This window comes from Dyadobacter sp. SG02 (assembly GCF_900109045.1).
Taxonomy (GTDB): domain Bacteria; phylum Bacteroidota; class Bacteroidia; order Cytophagales; family Spirosomataceae; genus Dyadobacter.
On record NZ_FNYL01000004.1, the window covers coordinates 196,999 to 213,066 of the forward strand.

19 protein-coding genes are annotated in these 16,068 nt (G+C 45.6%); 6 read left to right on the top strand and 13 right to left on the bottom strand.

Annotated features, from left to right (window positions below; translation table 11 throughout):
• Nucleotides 1-33 precede the first annotated feature (33 nt).
• The 6 genes from BMW93_RS10835 to BMW93_RS10855 form a co-directional block, all read right to left on the bottom strand.
• Nucleotides 34-639: a hypothetical protein gene (locus BMW93_RS10835; protein WP_090375293.1), complete on the bottom strand. Its 606-nt coding sequence runs from the start codon at nt 637-639 to the stop codon at nt 34-36.
• Nucleotides 636-794, bottom strand: a complete 159-nt coding sequence (locus BMW93_RS35410; RefSeq protein ID WP_177194063.1) for a hypothetical protein — start codon at nt 792-794, stop codon at nt 636-638. Before BMW93_RS35410 ends, BMW93_RS10835 begins: the two co-directional genes overlap by 4 nt.
• Nucleotides 791-1,567: a relaxase/mobilization nuclease domain-containing protein gene (locus BMW93_RS10840; RefSeq protein ID WP_090375295.1), complete on the bottom strand. Its 777-nt coding sequence runs from the start codon at nt 1,565-1,567 to the stop codon at nt 791-793. Before BMW93_RS10840 ends, BMW93_RS35410 begins: the two co-directional genes overlap by 4 nt.
• Nucleotides 1,557-1,934, bottom strand: a complete 378-nt coding sequence (locus BMW93_RS10845; RefSeq protein ID WP_177194064.1) for a MobC family plasmid mobilization relaxosome protein — start codon at nt 1,932-1,934, stop codon at nt 1,557-1,559. Before BMW93_RS10845 ends, BMW93_RS10840 begins: the two co-directional genes overlap by 11 nt.
• 254 nt (nt 1,935-2,188) lie before the next feature.
• Nucleotides 2,189-3,001 (bottom strand): toprim domain-containing protein, encoded by an 813-nt coding sequence (locus tag BMW93_RS10850; protein ID WP_090375299.1) that lies wholly within the window; start codon nt 2,999-3,001, stop codon nt 2,189-2,191.
• A 241-nt stretch (nt 3,002-3,242) separates the two neighbouring features.
• Nucleotides 3,243-3,938 carry a primase-helicase family protein gene (locus BMW93_RS10855; protein ID WP_143061635.1) on the bottom strand — a complete coding sequence of 232 codons (696 nt, stop codon included), beginning with the start codon at nt 3,936-3,938 and terminating at the stop codon, nt 3,243-3,245.
• Nucleotides 3,939-4,226: 288 nt separating this feature from the next.
• Here BMW93_RS10855 and BMW93_RS10865 point away from each other — a divergent pair, with 288 nt between their 5' ends.
• The 5 genes from BMW93_RS10865 (at nt 4,227) to BMW93_RS10885 (ending at nt 8,881) form a co-directional block, all read left to right on the top strand.
• Complete coding sequence (locus tag BMW93_RS10865) at nt 4,227-4,751, top strand: hypothetical protein (protein ID WP_090375306.1); 525 nt, start codon at nt 4,227-4,229, stop codon at nt 4,749-4,751.
• Nucleotides 4,752-5,595: 844 nt separating this feature from the next.
• Nucleotides 5,596-5,724: an SDR family NAD(P)-dependent oxidoreductase gene (locus tag BMW93_RS36130; RefSeq protein WP_310590234.1), complete on the top strand. Its 129-nt coding sequence runs from the start codon at nt 5,596-5,598 to the stop codon at nt 5,722-5,724.
• Nucleotides 5,725-5,730: 6 nt separating this feature from the next.
• Entirely contained in the window at nt 5,731-5,895 is a 165-nt protein-coding gene (locus BMW93_RS36135; protein ID WP_310590235.1) for a hypothetical protein, read from the top strand.
• 386 nt (nt 5,896-6,281) lie between these two features.
• The gene (locus tag BMW93_RS10880) at nt 6,282-7,082 is read left to right on the top strand and encodes a hypothetical protein (RefSeq protein WP_090375310.1); all 801 of its coding nucleotides are present in this window, start codon (nt 6,282-6,284) and stop codon (nt 7,080-7,082) included.
• On the top strand, nt 7,079-8,881 hold the full coding sequence (locus tag BMW93_RS10885) for a T9SS type A sorting domain-containing protein (protein WP_090375311.1): 1,803 nt from the start codon (nt 7,079-7,081) through the stop codon (nt 8,879-8,881). The genes BMW93_RS10880 and BMW93_RS10885 overlap by 4 nt, the downstream gene beginning before the upstream one ends.
• Here BMW93_RS10885 and BMW93_RS10890 read toward each other — a convergent pair whose 3' ends face one another.
• The 5 genes from BMW93_RS10890 to BMW93_RS10910 all read right to left on the bottom strand — a co-directional run bounded on the left by BMW93_RS10890 (nt 8,882) and on the right by BMW93_RS10910 (nt 14,005).
• The gene (locus BMW93_RS10890) at nt 8,882-10,594 is read right to left on the bottom strand and encodes a tetratricopeptide repeat protein (protein ID WP_090375313.1); all 1,713 of its coding nucleotides are present in this window, start codon (nt 10,592-10,594) and stop codon (nt 8,882-8,884) included.
• Between the two features lie 104 nt (nt 10,595-10,698).
• Nucleotides 10,699-10,986: a hypothetical protein gene (locus tag BMW93_RS10895; RefSeq protein WP_143061636.1), complete on the bottom strand. Its 288-nt coding sequence runs from the start codon at nt 10,984-10,986 to the stop codon at nt 10,699-10,701.
• Between the two features lie 338 nt (nt 10,987-11,324).
• Nucleotides 11,325-12,389, bottom strand: coding sequence for a hypothetical protein (locus tag BMW93_RS10900; RefSeq protein ID WP_090375317.1), 1,065 nt, complete (start codon nt 12,387-12,389; stop codon nt 11,325-11,327).
• A complete protein-coding gene (locus BMW93_RS10905) occupies nt 12,379-13,401 on the bottom strand; it encodes a nucleotidyl transferase AbiEii/AbiGii toxin family protein (RefSeq protein ID WP_090375319.1) in 1,023 nt (340 codons plus the stop codon). Before BMW93_RS10905 ends, BMW93_RS10900 begins: the two co-directional genes overlap by 11 nt.
• Nucleotides 13,394-14,005 (bottom strand): DUF6088 family protein, encoded by a 612-nt coding sequence (locus tag BMW93_RS10910; RefSeq protein WP_090375321.1) that lies wholly within the window; start codon nt 14,003-14,005, stop codon nt 13,394-13,396. The genes BMW93_RS10905 and BMW93_RS10910 overlap by 8 nt, the downstream gene beginning before the upstream one ends.
• A 448-nt stretch (nt 14,006-14,453) precedes the next feature.
• Here BMW93_RS10910 and BMW93_RS36250 point away from each other — a divergent pair, with 448 nt between their 5' ends.
• On the top strand, nt 14,454-14,537 hold the full coding sequence (locus BMW93_RS36250; protein WP_090376217.1) for an HNH endonuclease signature motif containing protein: 84 nt from the start codon (nt 14,454-14,456) through the stop codon (nt 14,535-14,537).
• A 133-nt stretch (nt 14,538-14,670) separates the two neighbouring features.
• Here BMW93_RS36250 and BMW93_RS10920 read toward each other — a convergent pair whose 3' ends face one another.
• Nucleotides 14,671-14,910: a nucleotidyltransferase domain-containing protein gene (locus BMW93_RS10920; protein ID WP_090375323.1), complete on the bottom strand. Its 240-nt coding sequence runs from the start codon at nt 14,908-14,910 to the stop codon at nt 14,671-14,673.
• A gap of 12 nt (nt 14,911-14,922) precedes the next feature.
• A complete protein-coding gene (locus BMW93_RS10925) occupies nt 14,923-16,032 on the bottom strand; it encodes an EVE domain-containing protein (protein WP_090375324.1) in 1,110 nt (369 codons plus the stop codon).
• Between the last annotated feature and the right edge of the window lie 36 nt (nt 16,033-16,068).

The following is a 16,068-nucleotide window of genomic DNA, read 5'->3' on the forward strand; positions in this document are numbered from 1 at the left end:
AAGTAAAAAATCGGGATCATAAACCCCGATTCTTTACTTACACAGTTTTTGAGATAGTGTCTTTGTGAGCATTTTAAGAGTCTTTTCCGCTTGATCAATCTCCTTTTGCTTCTGTTTTAAAAGCACCTCTGCCTCCTTGATCGACAACTTACGCGCTTCAAGCCTTTGTGTTTCCAATTCCGCCTGGTCGGGGTCTTTGTAATAAATACTATCAACCCTCGCTGTTAGAACCGGACTGAGCTGCCTGGCGATCCGGAATTTCAAATCGCTTTCGCGCAATCGGCTAGTTTCCCGGTAACTGCTGATCGCCACCGCGACGCTTAAAGCCGTAACGATCAGAAGCAATGCGGCTGAAATAATAAAACCTTTCGAGCGAAGGTCGAAGTAATGATGGTTTTTGACTTGTAATGTTGCCGGAATACCTTCAATCCGTTTTTGGATTATTGAAAGCCGGGATTCCAATAGCTGGCCTGACGAGTATTGTTTCAATGCGCCTTTGACCTCCGACACCGCATTTGCCAGAATGTTGCTTTGTGATTCCGCTGATTTTTGGATCAGCTCCACTATGGATGCATTTTCCCTGATCATGACCGAAAGAAGCTCTTCGATCGATTCAAGCTGCTCTTCTATCTTTTTCATAGGTGAAGTGATTGATCTTGTTTGCGTTTTTTCTTTCTGAGTTGATAGGGGACGGCTTCATAGTCATGCACCGGCTTGAACAGTTCGGCAAGCAAATCGTTTTCCTGGCACTGCTGTTTTGCCCTGATTGCAGGCACTTGCAAATTGTTTTTCATTGGCTCATGCACTGTCCGGTGGTATGAATGAGCTTGAAGCTGTTGCTGCCGGTTTTGGTTGATCTTTTCCTGATCCTGGCAAAGCTCAGGCTACGGTCTATTTTCGATCCTTTCAAGGTGATACCGTCCTTAATAAAACTGACCCCCTGCACCTGGTTGGTACCTGATTTGTATTTGAAAATAGTCCAGATGCCTTGCTTTTTAAGCGTTGCTTCAAGCTCAGCCCAACTTTGAGCAGTCCTGCTGGCGGGTGTAATGGCATCATAGAGCTCGTATTTGATCTTGTCCGCTCCGGTCAACTGCTGACGGTTGACCAGGCTCTTGCCTTTGCCCAAGTGATAGCCATACTTCTGAGTGATGTCCTTGCAGACTTTACAGTTCTGCTTTTTTTGAAAACGGTCTGAAATTGTCTTGCCCTGGTTGTTGACCCGGTTGTAAATGATATGCACATGTGGATGGCTTTTATCCCGGTGCTCGGTGATCAGATACTGGGTGTCACTGATTTTCATCTTGTGCAGGTACTCTTTGGCACATGCTACCATTTTCTCGGGAGACAGTTTTGCTTTGTCATTCGCGCTCCAGCTCAGCACGATATGGCCCACCGGTTTACCGAGCTCCGGGTTCATTTTGCGCTGCATATTAAAATCATCGGCCGCTGACTGGATGCTTATTTCCCTGACACCCTCGGCATAAAGAATGCTGGCTTCTGGTCGTTGTAACACGTACCGGAGAACGCCGGAAAAGCTACTGCCAATTCCTACTTTACCGATCATCGTTTCTTAGCTTTTTAAGGATGTCATCAATGTCTGATAAAAGCTCTCTACACCTTTTCTGTACAGTCACCAGTCCCTCCCTGTGCGCAGCGCGCGTGAGCTGGTTCAGGTTATTGGCCATGCCCGAAAGCATCCGTAGAAACGTGAGGTCACCAGGCGTGAACCTGGCCAATACTTTCGCTTTCTTAGCAGCTTGCCTAAACCATGCGCTTGGTTTCATCCCTGCACCCCTGGCTTTTTCTTCAATCAGAAAACGCTCGTTTTCTGTCAGCCTGACCATGAGTTGGCTCTGCCGTTTTACCTTCTTAGGTGGCCTGCCAACTTTCGGGTTGTAGGGCTTTTGGTCTTTGGTTTCTGTCTTTTCCATCTCACATTCCATTATCTGTTTTAAACCTTTTGCGACCACCGGGAGAAAAAGGCAAGTTTCAGTCACGCGTGGCCGGAACGAGTTTTTGCGAAGCGAAAACACAAACTTGCTCCCTGAAGACACTTACATGCCCAGTCCCTGCGACTTCTTATAATCCTGCCGCTGTTTCACTTCCTTTTGAACCGGTTTCCGATTGATCAGATATTCATTGAGGTCCTTGTAGCCTTGGTAGATCCCGGACGAATTGACCGTTTTCAGCCCGGCCAGTTGGTACTTTCTTCGACCCTTTTTCCGGCATCATCTTGGTCCAGATACAGGAAAACATTCCGGTAGCCTGCCAAAATATCCAGGCTTCTATCAGCAAGACTTACCGAGTTCAGTACCAAGAAATCACTGTGGACCGGGCGCGTGTTTTTCTGCAAGGTCAATAGGGAAAGAAAATCCATGAAGCCTTCCAGCACACAAATCGACTTGCCCCCATTTTCAATGTGGGTGATATCCTTGGGGCTGGATGAGCCCTTGAAGTAGCGGCTTCTGAGCTCATAGCCGCCGGAGCGGTTTGCAAAGCCGGCCGCGAAATAGTTTTTATCGCCTATCTGATAGTAAACTTCCTTGCAGTAACGCCGGGCTAGATCGACAGCAATTCCTCGGTTTTGAAGGTAGCTTGAAATTGCCGGATTGTTCCCTAATGGCTTAATCTCATTGATGATGACAGCAGGCGGTTTGCCGCTTTCAATGGTAACGCTTGGCTGTATAGGTAGGCTAAAAATCCGGGCACCTGGGTTTTGCTGTTCAAAGAAAAAAAGGCCGTTGATCTTTTCAATAAGCCTGCTGACGTCCAGGTTTGGGTCGAGCCTTTGGGCCAGGTCAAATAATTTCCCTCCCTGCATAAGACCGTAGTCATACCAGCGGTTCAGGGCCGTATTTACTTTAAAAGACGGCGATTGTTCACGGCCCCTGATGGGCGAAATGTACCAATAGCTTTCCCCTTTCTGATAGCTGGCGGCAATGCCGATTTTGTCCAGGAACTCTTTGATCGGGAGCTGATTTAACTGCTTGATATTCATGTTTTTGTTTTTTGATAAGCAAACACTGGTTTTAAGCAGACTGGTAACAGCTGTTTTTACGATGAGATGATGAGAATTACACTTAAATAATTGATAATGATATAAGTTAAGGGCTCATCAAAGCCTCATCAAGCATATTTACAATGATGAGTTTTCTCATCGTGCTCATCAAACCTCATCGTAAAATAAGATACTTTGATGAGCATGTTATCGACTGATAATTAGTTGGTTAGGCGAGGATTTAGAGCCCCTCATCAAACTTTTGGCTGATCCAGTCCATTGAAATACTGTAATACCTGCCGGTTGAATGCACTGCGGTAAGGTCATTGCAGGTGTTGTATAAATAGGTCTGGTAGTTCAGGCTGTTGGCAACCGGCTTTAACCCCCATTCAGCTTGCAGCACATTGGAAACCTGCTGACGCGTCAGCCTTGGCATGTTCCGCTTCAACAGTTCGAGCATGTCCCTATTGGTGAATTCGAGCTTACTGTTGCCCGTATTCTCAAAGATCTCACGAAGGATAAAGAGCATCTCCGTTTCCAACCGGTTGCGGTTGTTTCGGATGACGCGCATGAGTGCTTCGGTGCGAATCTGCCTTTCCGAAAACCACATCCTGGTTTGCGCTATCGGGACTGACAGGTTCCGGCAGAGCAGGTAATTCAGAAACGCAGGAAGCTCGCTGGCCATCAAATCCAGAAGATGAATGTTTTCCGATGACAACACCGGTACCTTCCGTATCCAATACCGGGTTTCAGCAGGGTCAATGACAATGAAGTTTTCCTCGTTGTTGGAGCAGAGTACAAACTTACCGAAGAACTCGGTTTCCTTCCGGTCCTTTCCTTTGGCTTCAATCTTGGAATTTCGGGCAGTGCTCAGGTTCTTGATCTTTTCTGAGTCTTCTCTTCTTAGGCAACTCCCTGGACAGTGTAGTGATATCAACTTTTATCGTGATAATCATATCTTCACCAGGTATAATTTTGATTTCACGCAGAGTGACATCTTCAAGTGGTGGGATACTATCGCGGCAAATCACTTGTAATGCTTCGCTTCCTTCAATAAGTGATAGCCACATCTTCGCCGGTTTTAATGAGCTCCGGGTAATGTACATCAATTCGTAATACAATACCAAAAACATGGTAAATTACCCGTGTCAAAACTAAAGTTGATTTCAAGAAGTAAACGAGAGCCCTATTTGTGTTGAAAATTCTACCCTTACTATTCGTCCTTTTGTCTTCCATCAGCACTGTCGCACAGTCGGAGAACTCATTTTCCTATGAACAGCAGCCTGTCTTAAAATGGGATGACTTCAAGGTGGTTTTCACCACTGAAAGTGATTCCGTAGACGCGTTCGTATCGATTTCATTGCAAATGCGCCAGGTGGGAACGAGTTATAAAATGGGCTACGCCCGATCCGGGATATATGAAGCTCACGCCGTAGTAAATAGAAACTCCTCTTGGGTTAAGGCGGGAACACGGGATTCGTCTACCCTCAGGCATCTCCAGTATGCTTTTAACCTCGCTGAACTCATTGCTAAAAAACTGGTATGGGAAGTCTCCGAGGCAAAGATCAGACCTAGGCAGAAAAAGGTTGATGAGATTTTTGCTGTGTATGTTAAGTTTTGCAAGCAGTGTCTGAGAGGCTATTATGATGACACTGATCATGGCCGAAATAAGGTAAGACAAGCCAAATGGGAAGCAATGATCGACAACAGTCAGTTAAACTCTGAAATTACCATTGATAAGGCAAACTGATGGCAGATTGACGACTTGACATATCCCACCAACTCAACTTATGAATGATAACATTCGCTAGAACTCTCCCATGACAGGAACGCGAGGCTGTTCACAGAAAAGGATGAGGCGAGACGAATTACAATTATCAATCGTAAAAGATAAAATTACCCGACAAACCGGGATGACTCCACGACGGCAAAACCAAATGCCCCCTTCGAATAATTGAGGATCATTTTCCGGGAACGCTTTATTGTGTCTTCTTTATCGCAGTAAAAGATTAACTGTTTCATCTCGCCATGAAAATCGACCATCACGTAAGGCTGAGAACACCTTGCGCTCTTTCCCCTTGCCAACGATCCTCTTTCCACAATCTCGAATTCTTCCGCAAGAATGATCTTACTGCGAAATTGTTGATTCAAAAAAAGTAGCGCGAAATAGAAAAATCCAGCACCAATAATTGATCTGGTAAGAACAGCTAATGTTCGCGAATAAGTAGTGGCCACAAAAAGAGGTAGTAACAAGTTCGCCGCTACTATGCCAAAAATGCATGCTCCGAGTAGGTACTTTGCGTCGATAATTGTCTGCCTATACATACTAATCCCCCAGATCATTAACAGTAAGGAGACAAAAAACAGAAAATTCACGATTCTGTTGCCGTTAGTCGATGGAGGTCTTCGTTCCGATTTTCTGCTTTTATTTGTCATTATCGTCACTCGCGGTAGATCGCTTGTAATTTCAAATATAGACAAACGATATAACGCCATCAACAAACCGTAAAAGTATACAACAACCCTGAATTCGTATTCATACCAGCCTCGTTTTCACGCCGACCTTTGACACATCACTTTAACAATCAGAGATCATGAAAACCATTTTAATTACAGGGGCAAGTATCGGTAAAGAAACTGCCAAATTATTTCACGCCAAAGGCTGGAACGTCATTGCAACCATGCGGAATCCGGAAAACGAAGCTGAGTTCGGAGAATTGTAAAATATATTGGTTACCAACCTGGACGTGCTCGATTCTTTCTCCATTGATCATGCAGTGAACGAAGGCATTGCCAGGTTCAGGCAGATTGACGTTTTGTTGAACAATGCCGGATATGGCGGAACCACATCAAGTACGGCCGGAAGCTGGTCGATTTTACAAATGGAAGTCTGATCTGTCTGTCGCCCAACCAAGGTGCTGCCAAAACTCAGCTCGGGATTGTGTCAGCGGATCTCCGACATTTGATGCCTGACGTGCATCGACCGCGGGGTTGACTGAATGTACTTTTGAGTCAACACGTTTTCCTTTCGACGTTTGCAATGTTTAAAATGGATTTGCATGAAAAGAAAGGAGAAGTATGTTCATATGAATTTCTCAATTATCGGGGGAATTCAAAGATGAAGGAGAGAGCCCATTCCTCCCAAGGCCTTGATTTTAGCCCCTGCGAATAATTGTGACGTTTTTGTGACACCCTTTTTAGACGTCCCATTGGTACGGATGACTTTATTTGCTCATTCTCAGCAAGTCCGTTCCATCTCACTTTAACTAATCCTGGCCCAATGCAAAAACTTCTACTTCTTCTATTTTTCACATGTGCTGCAAGTTCTACACTCTTTGCTCAGAAAACCTGGACAGGAGCCTCAGACACTAATTGGACAACAGATGACAACTGGGCGCCCTGGGGTGTACCAACTTCTACTGATTCCATTACTATTCCTGCTGGCACCATTAATAGTCCCATTATTCCGGCTGGTCCGGACGTTGAATTCTTGAAAATTACGATTGACTCAGGAGCTTCTTTAACTGTGGAAGCTAATGCCTATGTGGTGTCGTCCGCCTCCCCCTATCATTCGCTGTCAGTCTATGGAAAATTAACCAACTACGGAATAATAGTGGCGACAAATGACTGGCCTGGGGATGAACCATACGCATCCGCGGTGGAGATCCGCAATGGTGTTGTTGATAACTACGGAACATTGGCCGCTCGCGGCGCTATAAATATTGGAATTATGGTTTTTTCCGGTGATTTAAACAATTTCCCGGGTGGGCTTGTCTATGCTGATAACAGTATTGGAATGTTTGTCTTTCCCGACGGGACAGTTAAAAATGAGTCCGGAAGTGAAATTCAGATTAAAGGCGTTTCTGCGGGCATCATAATCGCCGGTAACTTTACCAATGCGGGAAAGATTACTTGCGAGGGTGATGTAAAGACCTTTGATGTTAAGACGGAGAACCTGGCCTGTGCTTCTTTTACAATTCAGGGTTCTCTCGAGGTTGAAGGAAACACGACTCAGGGGTTCGAAAATGCCGGACTTACTGTCATTACAGAGACCCTGACATTGCAGGAGGGTTTTTTATGAACAGGGGAATTCTAAAATATAAAACACTGGACGCGGCTGCTCCGCAATTTCTCCAAAAACTGTCCGATGGGGCAACGCATACAGGTTCGGCGGTCATCTCCGACCAATCCGGGCTGACGATCACGGAATCGGGAGTTGGGACCGGACTGGAGGTTTTAGGTGTCTTTCGAAATGCGGAATTAACCCAGTCAGCCGGCACCTATGGAGGTGACGTTTTTCAGCCCGACCCAACTTTGCCCATCGGCGATAATGCGTTATTCCTGCAGATGACAATAAATCATACGGAGTGCAAATATTTGGTGCCTTTTAACTACAAGATCGTGGCAGGTCCGGGAACCTGGCTCGGAGGGATCAGCACAGACTGGAACCTTCCGGCAAACTGGTCCGATGGTGTGGTTCCCGGCTCAACTACGGATGTCAGTATTCCTGAAAATTCCCCGAATCAACCCGTCATCAACTCTCCCGATGCCACTGCTCATGACATTTTGATAGGCATCGGTGCAAGCTTGACCCTGGCTGAATTTGCTTCGATCGAAATAAAAGGGAACGTAACGAATAGCGGACTTTTCAATGCGGGTGCTGGCGGCGCATTTGCATATTTTTCGGGAACCGACCAGCAAACCATTCCCGGCGGAGAATATTATGTCCTTTCCATTGGCGGCGCCAATAAGATATTAACTGGCAATGCCACTGTCAGCGCTTATCTGAATTTTTCAGGTACTGCTAAAATAGCCCTGGGAAATAGCAATTTAACCCTGGCCGATGGTATCACAATGAGTGGTGCCGGCGCGGGGACGTACTTCATTACAAACGGCACCGGCGGACTCAAAAAAAACAATGTCGGTTTCGACGAATTCACCTTTCCGGTGGGTACCGAAACCAGCTATACGCCGGTGGTATTCGCTAATCAGGGCAGCGCGGACAATTTTACTGTGCGTGTCGGCGAAGGCGCTTTTTCATCCTATCTGGATAACAATCCCCAGGGTAGCCCGGTGAGCAGCATGGTGGTAAATAAAACCTGGTATATCAGTGAAGATGTGCCTGGCGGGTCAAGTGCGATACTCCAGTTATACTGGAATGCTACCGATGAACTGTCCTCATTTGACCGCAACCTTTGCTTTATTTCGCATTATAAAAGCACGGGCTGGGATCCGACAGCCGCCAGTCAGGCATTCGGGGCTGACCCCTATTACAAAAGACGCGCTAGCATTACCAGTTTTTCACCTTTTGTAGTGACCAATCCAGGTAGCCCGCTTCCCGTCACGCTGACACGTTTCGACGCCGCCCGGGAGGGAAGCACAGCCCTGCTCAGCTGGTCAACTTCGTCTGAAACGAACAGCGACCGCTTCGAAATAGAACGGAGTGTCAATGGTAAGGATTGGCTGCAGATCGGGTCGGTAAGGTCTCATGGTGAGAGCAAGGAGTTGGTTGATTATCAATTTGCAGATCTAAATCCGATTTTTTCAGCGGAGAATCTCTACCGTCTGCGCATGGTAGATCGCTCAGCGATCGGTACAGACGCCACATTTGCATACAGCAGGATCAGGAGTCTTAATTTTAAAGACTTTGACCGCAGGATTGTTTATCCAAATCCCGCTAATGATCAATTATTTATCAATGACCCAGGCCATGTTTCGCACGTACGCATACTTGATTTGAAAGGAAAAGCGGTTCTCGATTTTGGCAAGATAGATGGTCACGGGATCCGGGTAAACCAACTCACGCCAGGTATACACGTCGTGGAGGTTGACTGGTTTGATGGTAGTAAAACAACCCAGAAAGTTTTGATCAACAGATAATCAGATATCCATCACGACCTCTTCCAGGCTGCGGTCGTCGGGAACTTCGATCTTTTTCAGCAGCCGGTATTTGGTCGTGCGCACGGCGTGGCTGCTGATCCCGAGCGTGGCCGACATTTCCGGGTAGCCCAATCCCAGCTTGGTGAGCGCGATGAAGCGTATTTCGGCCTGGGTGAGCTCGGGGAATTTTTCGCGGAGCCGGCGGAGGTAATCGCCATGCACTTTGCCGAAGAGTTTTTTGAAATAATCCCAATCATCCTGTGTCAGGATGGTACTTTGACGCAATTGCGACAGGGCCTCGGCATCGGGGCCCTGTCTACTTTCCAATGCCTCGATTTGCTTGCTTTTTTCGGAAATGTTGCGGGCAAATTCATTCAGTTGCAGGGTCGCGTTTTCGAGTTCCTGCTCTTTCTGCCTGATTTGCAATTCTTTCAATTGCTGGGCCTGTTGATGACGTTTGCGCTGAGTGCGGTACACGTAAACAGCCCCTGCGGCAACCAGCAGGACAAGCATTAATAAAAGATTGCGCTCGATCAATTTCAATTTCTGATCCGACTCCGCCTTTTCCATTTTAGAACGGAGTTCCCGCAACTCGATTTTCTGCTGCGCCCGCAGCATCAGCCGGGCATTGTACATGCGGGTCAGGCTATCCTTTGCGATCAAGGCCGAATCCAGGTATGTCTCGGCGAGCCGCGCCTTGCCCCGCGAAGCTGATACTTTTACGAGGACAGAGTAGAGTTCAGGAAAATGTTTGTACCGATCTGCGGGAGAAAGATTCAGGTAGCGTCGTGCAGTTTCGGCCAGTTGTGCTGCCTGATCGAAAGCATTGTTTTTCAAACAGATATCGGCCCGGATAATCAGCAATTCCGCCGCCCGCCCGAAATCATTTTGTGACACGGCATGATCAATATTATACTGCAAAAGGGGAACTGCCTCCGCGTAATTGCCTCTTAAATAAGCATTTTCACCCAATCCGCCCTTCGCGATAGCCTCCCAAACCGCAAAGTTGCCGGGAGATTCCTTTCGGATGATCCTTCGAAAGTAATGGTCCGACGAATCCAGGTTGCTTTGCTGCCGGTAAATGTTGCCAATCGCACAAAGTGCCGAATTGTATCCGGCGTATTGATCGGGGTTGTATTTCAAAGTCAGGATCTCCCGGTAGAGTGACAGCGCCTTTTTGTAATCCGAAAAATGGTGGTAAGCACTGGCCATATTGATGAGGCAATAACCCTTGTCAGGCAGTACGTCAGAGCTCACCTGGTTCAAAAAATGTTCTTCCCGGATAAAGGTTTCAAATGCCAGTTCATAATTCTTTTCATCGTCCCAGTAATAATCGGCAAGTACCTTATTCGACCGCACACTGATCTGAAGATTCCCCTGCTCGGCAGCCCTTGCCGCAAGGTCATGCAGCGCGGCGACGATCCGTTCGGTCTGCGTTTTGTTCCAGACGGTCAGGTAAAACGCTTTCAAAAGGTCCGATTCCAGTTCCAGGTCTTTATCATGGTGCGCAATCGCAAAATTTCTGATGGAATCCATCGAAGCGAATGCAGTCGTTGAATCACGGTTGGGCATGATTCGAAGATAGATCTTACCGACATCGCGATAGCGCTGCGCATAAGTTTTGTGCAGCAAATGATCCCATTGCGCAAAAGCATTGCCCGCATACAATGCTACCAGGAATATTGCAAGAAAAGCGCTGTGCAGCAGTTTCATAGTGGCGAAGCGTTGGCTTGCAAATATAGCCTGGTGCTACAAGATTTTTTAATAGCAATATTTTAACAAAACAAAAAGGACTGTCGCCAACAGTCCCCCAGTTCCTACACTTTCGCCCCCATCTTCTCGAAGCCTTCCCAAAGCGCTTTCAGATCAAAAAGCGCCGACTTTTCGGCCGTATCAAACGGAATATCCGAATGATAAAGCGCCAGATCATGTACCATTTTGAGCGAATGCGCCAGCTCCTTACAGCCCTGACATTCCACGAGATACCAAAACTCGGCTTGTGATTGCGTCAGCGGATCGCTGGCGTTTGATGCGTGACGTGCATCATTCGTTGAGTTGACTGGGTTTTCGTTCAAGTCAACTCCGGGACCATTTGAAGTTCGCATTTCCTAAATGGATTGTGGTGAATAGATGAGGAGAGGTCACTGCGAACTTCATCAAAGCTGGTGCTAAGATAGGTCTCGGGACTCGCACCCGTATGCCTCTCCAAGACGATATTTTAAACCCAAGTTTTAACATAGGCACCATAAAAATTTAATAAAGTTCGCGGGGCAAATATAGGGGAAAGTTTGGATGCATTGTGATCGGATGAACTAACGGTAGTTCGTGCAAGCATTGAGAAGATTGCTATGTATTTAGACGATTGAGGGGATTTTACGAGGCAAGCGACATATCTAAGAAAATACGCAGACAAACTATATTCATATTCCGAGCTGAATTGTCTTCACATCATAATCCAATCATCTGGCAGCTCAAATATTTCTGAAATCATCCGTCCCTGACGAAAGCTAGGTTTACCATCAACAATTGAAAAGTAGGACATTTCACAATGCTCGAGATCGATATCGAGTCTAGCGTTCGGGCATTTCACCAACCAATATTTAGCAACGTGAACATTGAACTCATGAACTTTTGTGATAAAAAGTGCGCTAATTTTCTCGCTTCCCAAGGTTTTGGCCTGACGTAAAAGATTGATCACATCATCCTCATAGAGGGTCTTTTTCCCGAGATAGTTCAAAAAAAGAATTAGTGGTTTGTCGAGCGGCCCGTACTTCTTCGACTTTTTTCGGATAGAGCTAAGTAATGCGTTCTCAGGGCCGCCCCAAATTGTTTGAAACGGACGAATGCCAACAATTTCATCTTTTTCGCTGGGTATATCGACAGGCAACAGCCGCACAGCCATATACACATCGTTATCCGAATACTCTAGCGTTGGAAGTTCATCAAAGCGATTCGTATGCGCCAGAGCTAACACGCCTTGATAGTCAAAATCGTTTAGTTTTTTTGAAAGATTACTAACAATGTTTGTAGTTCGCGGCTGCCGATCGCTCAGAAATTCTAGATTTTGAATCTGAAGATAGTAGTGAGCAGATTTTAAACGATTTAGACCTTCGAAAAAACGTTCCTCTTTATTCGCACGGGCTTTCTCGTCGTCACTAAGATCTTTTACCTCCACTGCTTCGACATAAAACTCCCAATCCCCTTGTTTAACTAAAAAGTCTGGTCGATGCGGAGAGTTAGGTAAAGGAGGATGCAGCTGCAAGTCAAAACCTTGACGGATTAGCAGCTCATGAATAAACAATTCAAAGAATGCCGATGAAAAATCGGCTTTCAAAAAGCGCGATACTATCTCCTGCCTTCCGTCTGGTGGATAATTCTGAAACCAAGCATTGAGTAACCCTCTTACTGTGGATACTTCCTGTCGACAAGATCTATCGTAATATTTATAGCTTCCTTCACCGGAAGTGATGAACCCCGCATACGTTCTTTGTTTTTCGTCAAAAAGCATCTGCAATCTTATTGATTCTGATTTGCAAAATCGTCAATGTTTCTATAAGTGCTTTAAAACTTGATGCTTCTCCAAAAATCATATTTTCCCGCATCTGTTTGTAGTCCGCTTCCCAGGCAGGTAGAAGATCAGGAGGCGGCACGAAAGCAATTTTATCAGGACTGTGATTGTCATAGTTTACTTCCGCAAGTGCAGTGAACATTTTGCGGTGGTTAACGATCATATTATACAGATCAAGGTCGGAGAGCGCTATTTCTGCAAACTCTGTTTGACTTAGCTTTTCAATATCATACAAATGCCTGCTTAATCGGTCGACGCGAACCCTCTCCGGCGCTTTTTGAAACTCCTCGTGAAGAAGAAATATCTTCTCTAATAATGTTCGTTCCGGATTAACAATGGGAATGGTAATAGGTTTGTCGGCAAACGGTCGATCATTAAAATTTTCGGCTACTAATGTCTTAAATGTCCTCGGAGTAGTTGGCTCTTTGAGTGAACGGCAACCTACTTCCACCAAAACACCTGGTCGAAGATAGTTTTCCTTCTCAGTTAGTTTGGGATAGTAAATCTCAACTATGATCGGGTCTTGATCTGATTGACCGGTGTTTGTAAAGGCAATATTTACATCTTTGAAACCTACGGCCGCAAAAGTGGCTTTAAGTTCTTCAATAAAGGTTGTGGTCATGAAGGCATATGATGCCTTTCTTAACTTCTTAATTTGCTGTCGGTTCAACTCACCTGCAAAACCCAGATACTCCCGGTCAATGGCCAAATCGATATCTTCAGAAAACCTTTGGATCAGATTCCAGCCTTTACTTAATGATGTTCCTCCTTTAAAAATAAGTGCGGGTGCGCATTTCATGGAGAAGGTCAGGGCGAGGGTATGTACAACCCACCAATCTTTTTCTACGGCCATAGCAGGCAGACCAATCCTGCGTCCCGTTTCATTATATATATTTATTTTGGTTGCATCAGAGAGTTGCAACCACGATTTTAAGCTAGGTAAATCAATCATTAGTGTTAGGGTGTTGATATGGTCGCATTAATTGTCTGATCCATTCGGGAGCTACCTTAATGTCGTGTTGCAAATGATAAGGTTTCTCGTTTTTAAGTTTTTCCCCAATAATCTGCATTTCTTCACTCGTGACATTTTCTTTGCCTATCGATCGAAGTGCCTGAATTACCAGCCGGCTAATTTCACCGATAGCTGAAACATTTTTGGCACTTGCCTTCTTGAAAGTAATAGTCTGTTTTCCAATCTTTACCTGTCTTGAAGATGAATCTGTGTAATAGACAATGTTCATAGGAACTTGTGTAGAAAGCCCAAGTTTGTAAAGCGCATAACTGCCTGTCGGAACTGCGCGTGCTTTGTCTCGCTTTATGATTGCTTCTGCAATCTCTTCGATTCCTGGAAGCATAACGCCGACAACTTCATCTTCGACAGGCCGCAGGTAAATCCCGGTAGCAGCGCGATGCAGCTTACCAGCTTGAACGAGCCGTTCCAGCACTTTTGATACCGTTTTTGCATTTGAAATGCCTAAAAAACTATCTGGAAAGAATAAAGTACCCCTTGGAGAACGGTGTATTTTTTCAAGTATTTGATCATCAGTGCTTTCCATTTAAATAAAAGTATACGTTTTGTCGCAAATTTAGTTAATATTTGCGACACGGGAAGACTCATTTTGACTTTTGTGTACATGTCTATCCTTCATCATTCCAGTAGCAGGAAACTCCTCGGGGATCAACTCCGCATTCTTATGCATCAGCGTCATAGCATAGAGAAGTCGGAAATATGGGTTCACTCCTTAGACCTCAGCGCATACCTATTCTAAGAGATTATTGCCGAATAGTAAAAAGATTCGTTGTATCATCACTTTGTAAACTTGCAGGCGCGTCCGTGCTGTTGCCTACAGTATTAGGAAAAATTTTGCAAATGGTAAGCATACTTCAATTCAGTGGTTACAGAAGCTTTCTAGTTACGATTCGTGTCCTGGCTGTCAAAGGATATGGGAACAAATACCACCAAGGCCCGATAAAAGGTATCGATACGTCTAGACAAAAGACCATATCACACCTCTAAATCGTGGTGGCACAGATTCTATCGACAATATCCAGCCGTTATGCTACCAATGTAATTTTGGGAAGAGATAGGTTGCAGGCTATAACGTCTAGCGTAGACCTGCGAGATCAACTCGCGGATATTTCACGATAACGAGCTCGAAGAAATTTCAGTTACTCGAAATTTTCGAATAACTGAATGTTTCAAAAGTTAGCAATGCCAGACTCAATCTATCATCGCGGCCCTCTCAAAGAAAACCACGCCAACCCGATCAATATGCTCAACCAATTCCTGATTTTCAATCTGATGATAAGCCGCCAAATCAATTTCATAAGGAAGCATCATATCATCCAGTTCCAGCTCGATTTTGAATATCAGAGGTAAATCCATGTGCGAGCCGACTAATAGCAGGTCAATGTCGGAGCCGTTTCGGTAATTTCCTTTTGCACTGGATCCGTATAGAATGGCGGCAGCTTTTCAATCCAAATCCCCCGCCCGCTCCTGATACTCATCCAGCACCTTATCATTCATATATTCAAGCCTCTTCTCCAACGACAATTCTGTAACTGCCTCATAAGAAATAAAAGTACAAGACTCTTTCAAAGGCCCTTTCTCTAAAAGCGCGAAAACGGGTCGGGAGATTTCTTGCAGCACTTTTTCGCGCCGCTCGGCTGGGGCTACGATGTGGGCGCTGATGTCAAGATTGGGTTGCAGGGCCATGAGATCGGCCATTCGGAGGATGCCGGAGTAGATGGAAGTCGTATGCTCCACTTCAAAAGCACGAACGATCGATCTACCCTTAATCCAGAGTACATCGATATTTTCAATGGTTCGAAGCGTGATGGTATCGTAATTCAATGGCAGCGTGGTAAGGAGTGAGTCGGTTTCAGGTTTCCAAACTGCCAGGACTCTTTGCCTGTCACTTTTCGGCAACCAGATTTTCAACTTCATTCTTTCGCCAATTCTCGATAGCATTGCCTGAACCCGGATCGACTCGCGAACATCCTCTTTTTCAGACTTCGGAGAAAATTCCTGCTCTTCCTTCGTCGGTACCGACACTTCGACTTCCTTACTTTCCTGCGTTTTGACGGTCAATGTGACCAGCTTACGATTGTCGCTTTCACTGAGCGGAAAACGCTTGGGAGTTGACAGTTGTCTTTTTAAATAGGATTCAATCCAATTCCCGTCTTCCTCTTCAAAACGGCGTAAGTTTCCCCGCACCATATTGGTCCATGCAACGCTCTTTTTGGGTAAGTTTTTGGTAAAAGAAAGGCTAGTCCAACATTCCTCATCATCCACTGGAAGCGCCTGATCGAGCGGGAGCCACACAATTTCTTTAACCGGGAACCGCAGTGTGTAAATATCCTCTGAGCTATAAACTGGCGTATTGCTGATGAAGTAGTCGCCTGTAACTTCCAGGATACCAACCCAGCGGGATAATTTGGTCACATAAGCAATGAGCTTGTCACCTTTTTTGATGGCATTTGCCTGCGTTTTTTGCGACTCACGAAAACCGGAAATCGATCGCTCGGTTTCAGTGAATGTCTGGTAGGTATCCGGAGAGAATAGGGTGATGTAGTAAGCCATTTGCGTTTTCAAAGCAACAAGATAGCAGCAAATGCG

Bases quoted from the DNA above. Each gene is read 5' to 3' on its own strand.
- BMW93_RS10835 (WP_090375293.1), bottom strand. From the start codon at position 639: ATGAAAAAGATAGAAGAGCAGCTTGAATCGATCGAAGAGCTTCTTTCG.
- BMW93_RS35410 (WP_177194063.1), bottom strand. From the start codon at position 794: ATGAAAAACAATTTGCAAGTGCCTGCAATCAGGGCAAAACAGCAGTGC.
- BMW93_RS10840 (WP_090375295.1), bottom strand. From the start codon at position 1,567: ATGATCGGTAAAGTAGGAATTGGCAGTAGCTTTTCCGGCGTTCTCCGG.
- BMW93_RS10845 (WP_177194064.1), bottom strand. From the start codon at position 1,934: ATGGAAAAGACAGAAACCAAAGACCAAAAGCCCTACAACCCGAAAGTT.
- BMW93_RS10850 (WP_090375299.1), bottom strand. From the start codon at position 3,001: ATGAATATCAAGCAGTTAAATCAGCTCCCGATCAAAGAGTTCCTGGAC.
- BMW93_RS36130 (WP_310590234.1), top strand. From the start codon at position 5,596: ATGAAAACCATTTTAATTACAGGGGCAAGTATCGGTAAAGAAACTGCC.
- BMW93_RS10880 (WP_090375310.1), top strand. From the start codon at position 6,282: ATGCAAAAACTTCTACTTCTTCTATTTTTCACATGTGCTGCAAGTTCT.
- BMW93_RS10885 (WP_090375311.1), top strand. From the start codon at position 7,079: ATGAACAGGGGAATTCTAAAATATAAAACACTGGACGCGGCTGCTCCG.
- BMW93_RS10890 (WP_090375313.1), bottom strand. From the start codon at position 10,594: ATGAAACTGCTGCACAGCGCTTTTCTTGCAATATTCCTGGTAGCATTG.
- BMW93_RS10895 (WP_143061636.1), bottom strand. From the start codon at position 10,986: ATGCGAACTTCAAATGGTCCCGGAGTTGACTTGAACGAAAACCCAGTC.
- BMW93_RS10900 (WP_090375317.1), bottom strand. From the start codon at position 12,389: ATGCTTTTTGACGAAAAACAAAGAACGTATGCGGGGTTCATCACTTCC.
- BMW93_RS10905 (WP_090375319.1), bottom strand. From the start codon at position 13,401: ATGATTGATTTACCTAGCTTAAAATCGTGGTTGCAACTCTCTGATGCA.
- BMW93_RS10910 (WP_090375321.1), bottom strand. From the start codon at position 14,005: ATGGAAAGCACTGATGATCAAATACTTGAAAAAATACACCGTTCTCCA.
- BMW93_RS10925 (WP_090375324.1), bottom strand. From the start codon at position 16,032: ATGGCTTACTACATCACCCTATTCTCTCCGGATACCTACCAGACATTC.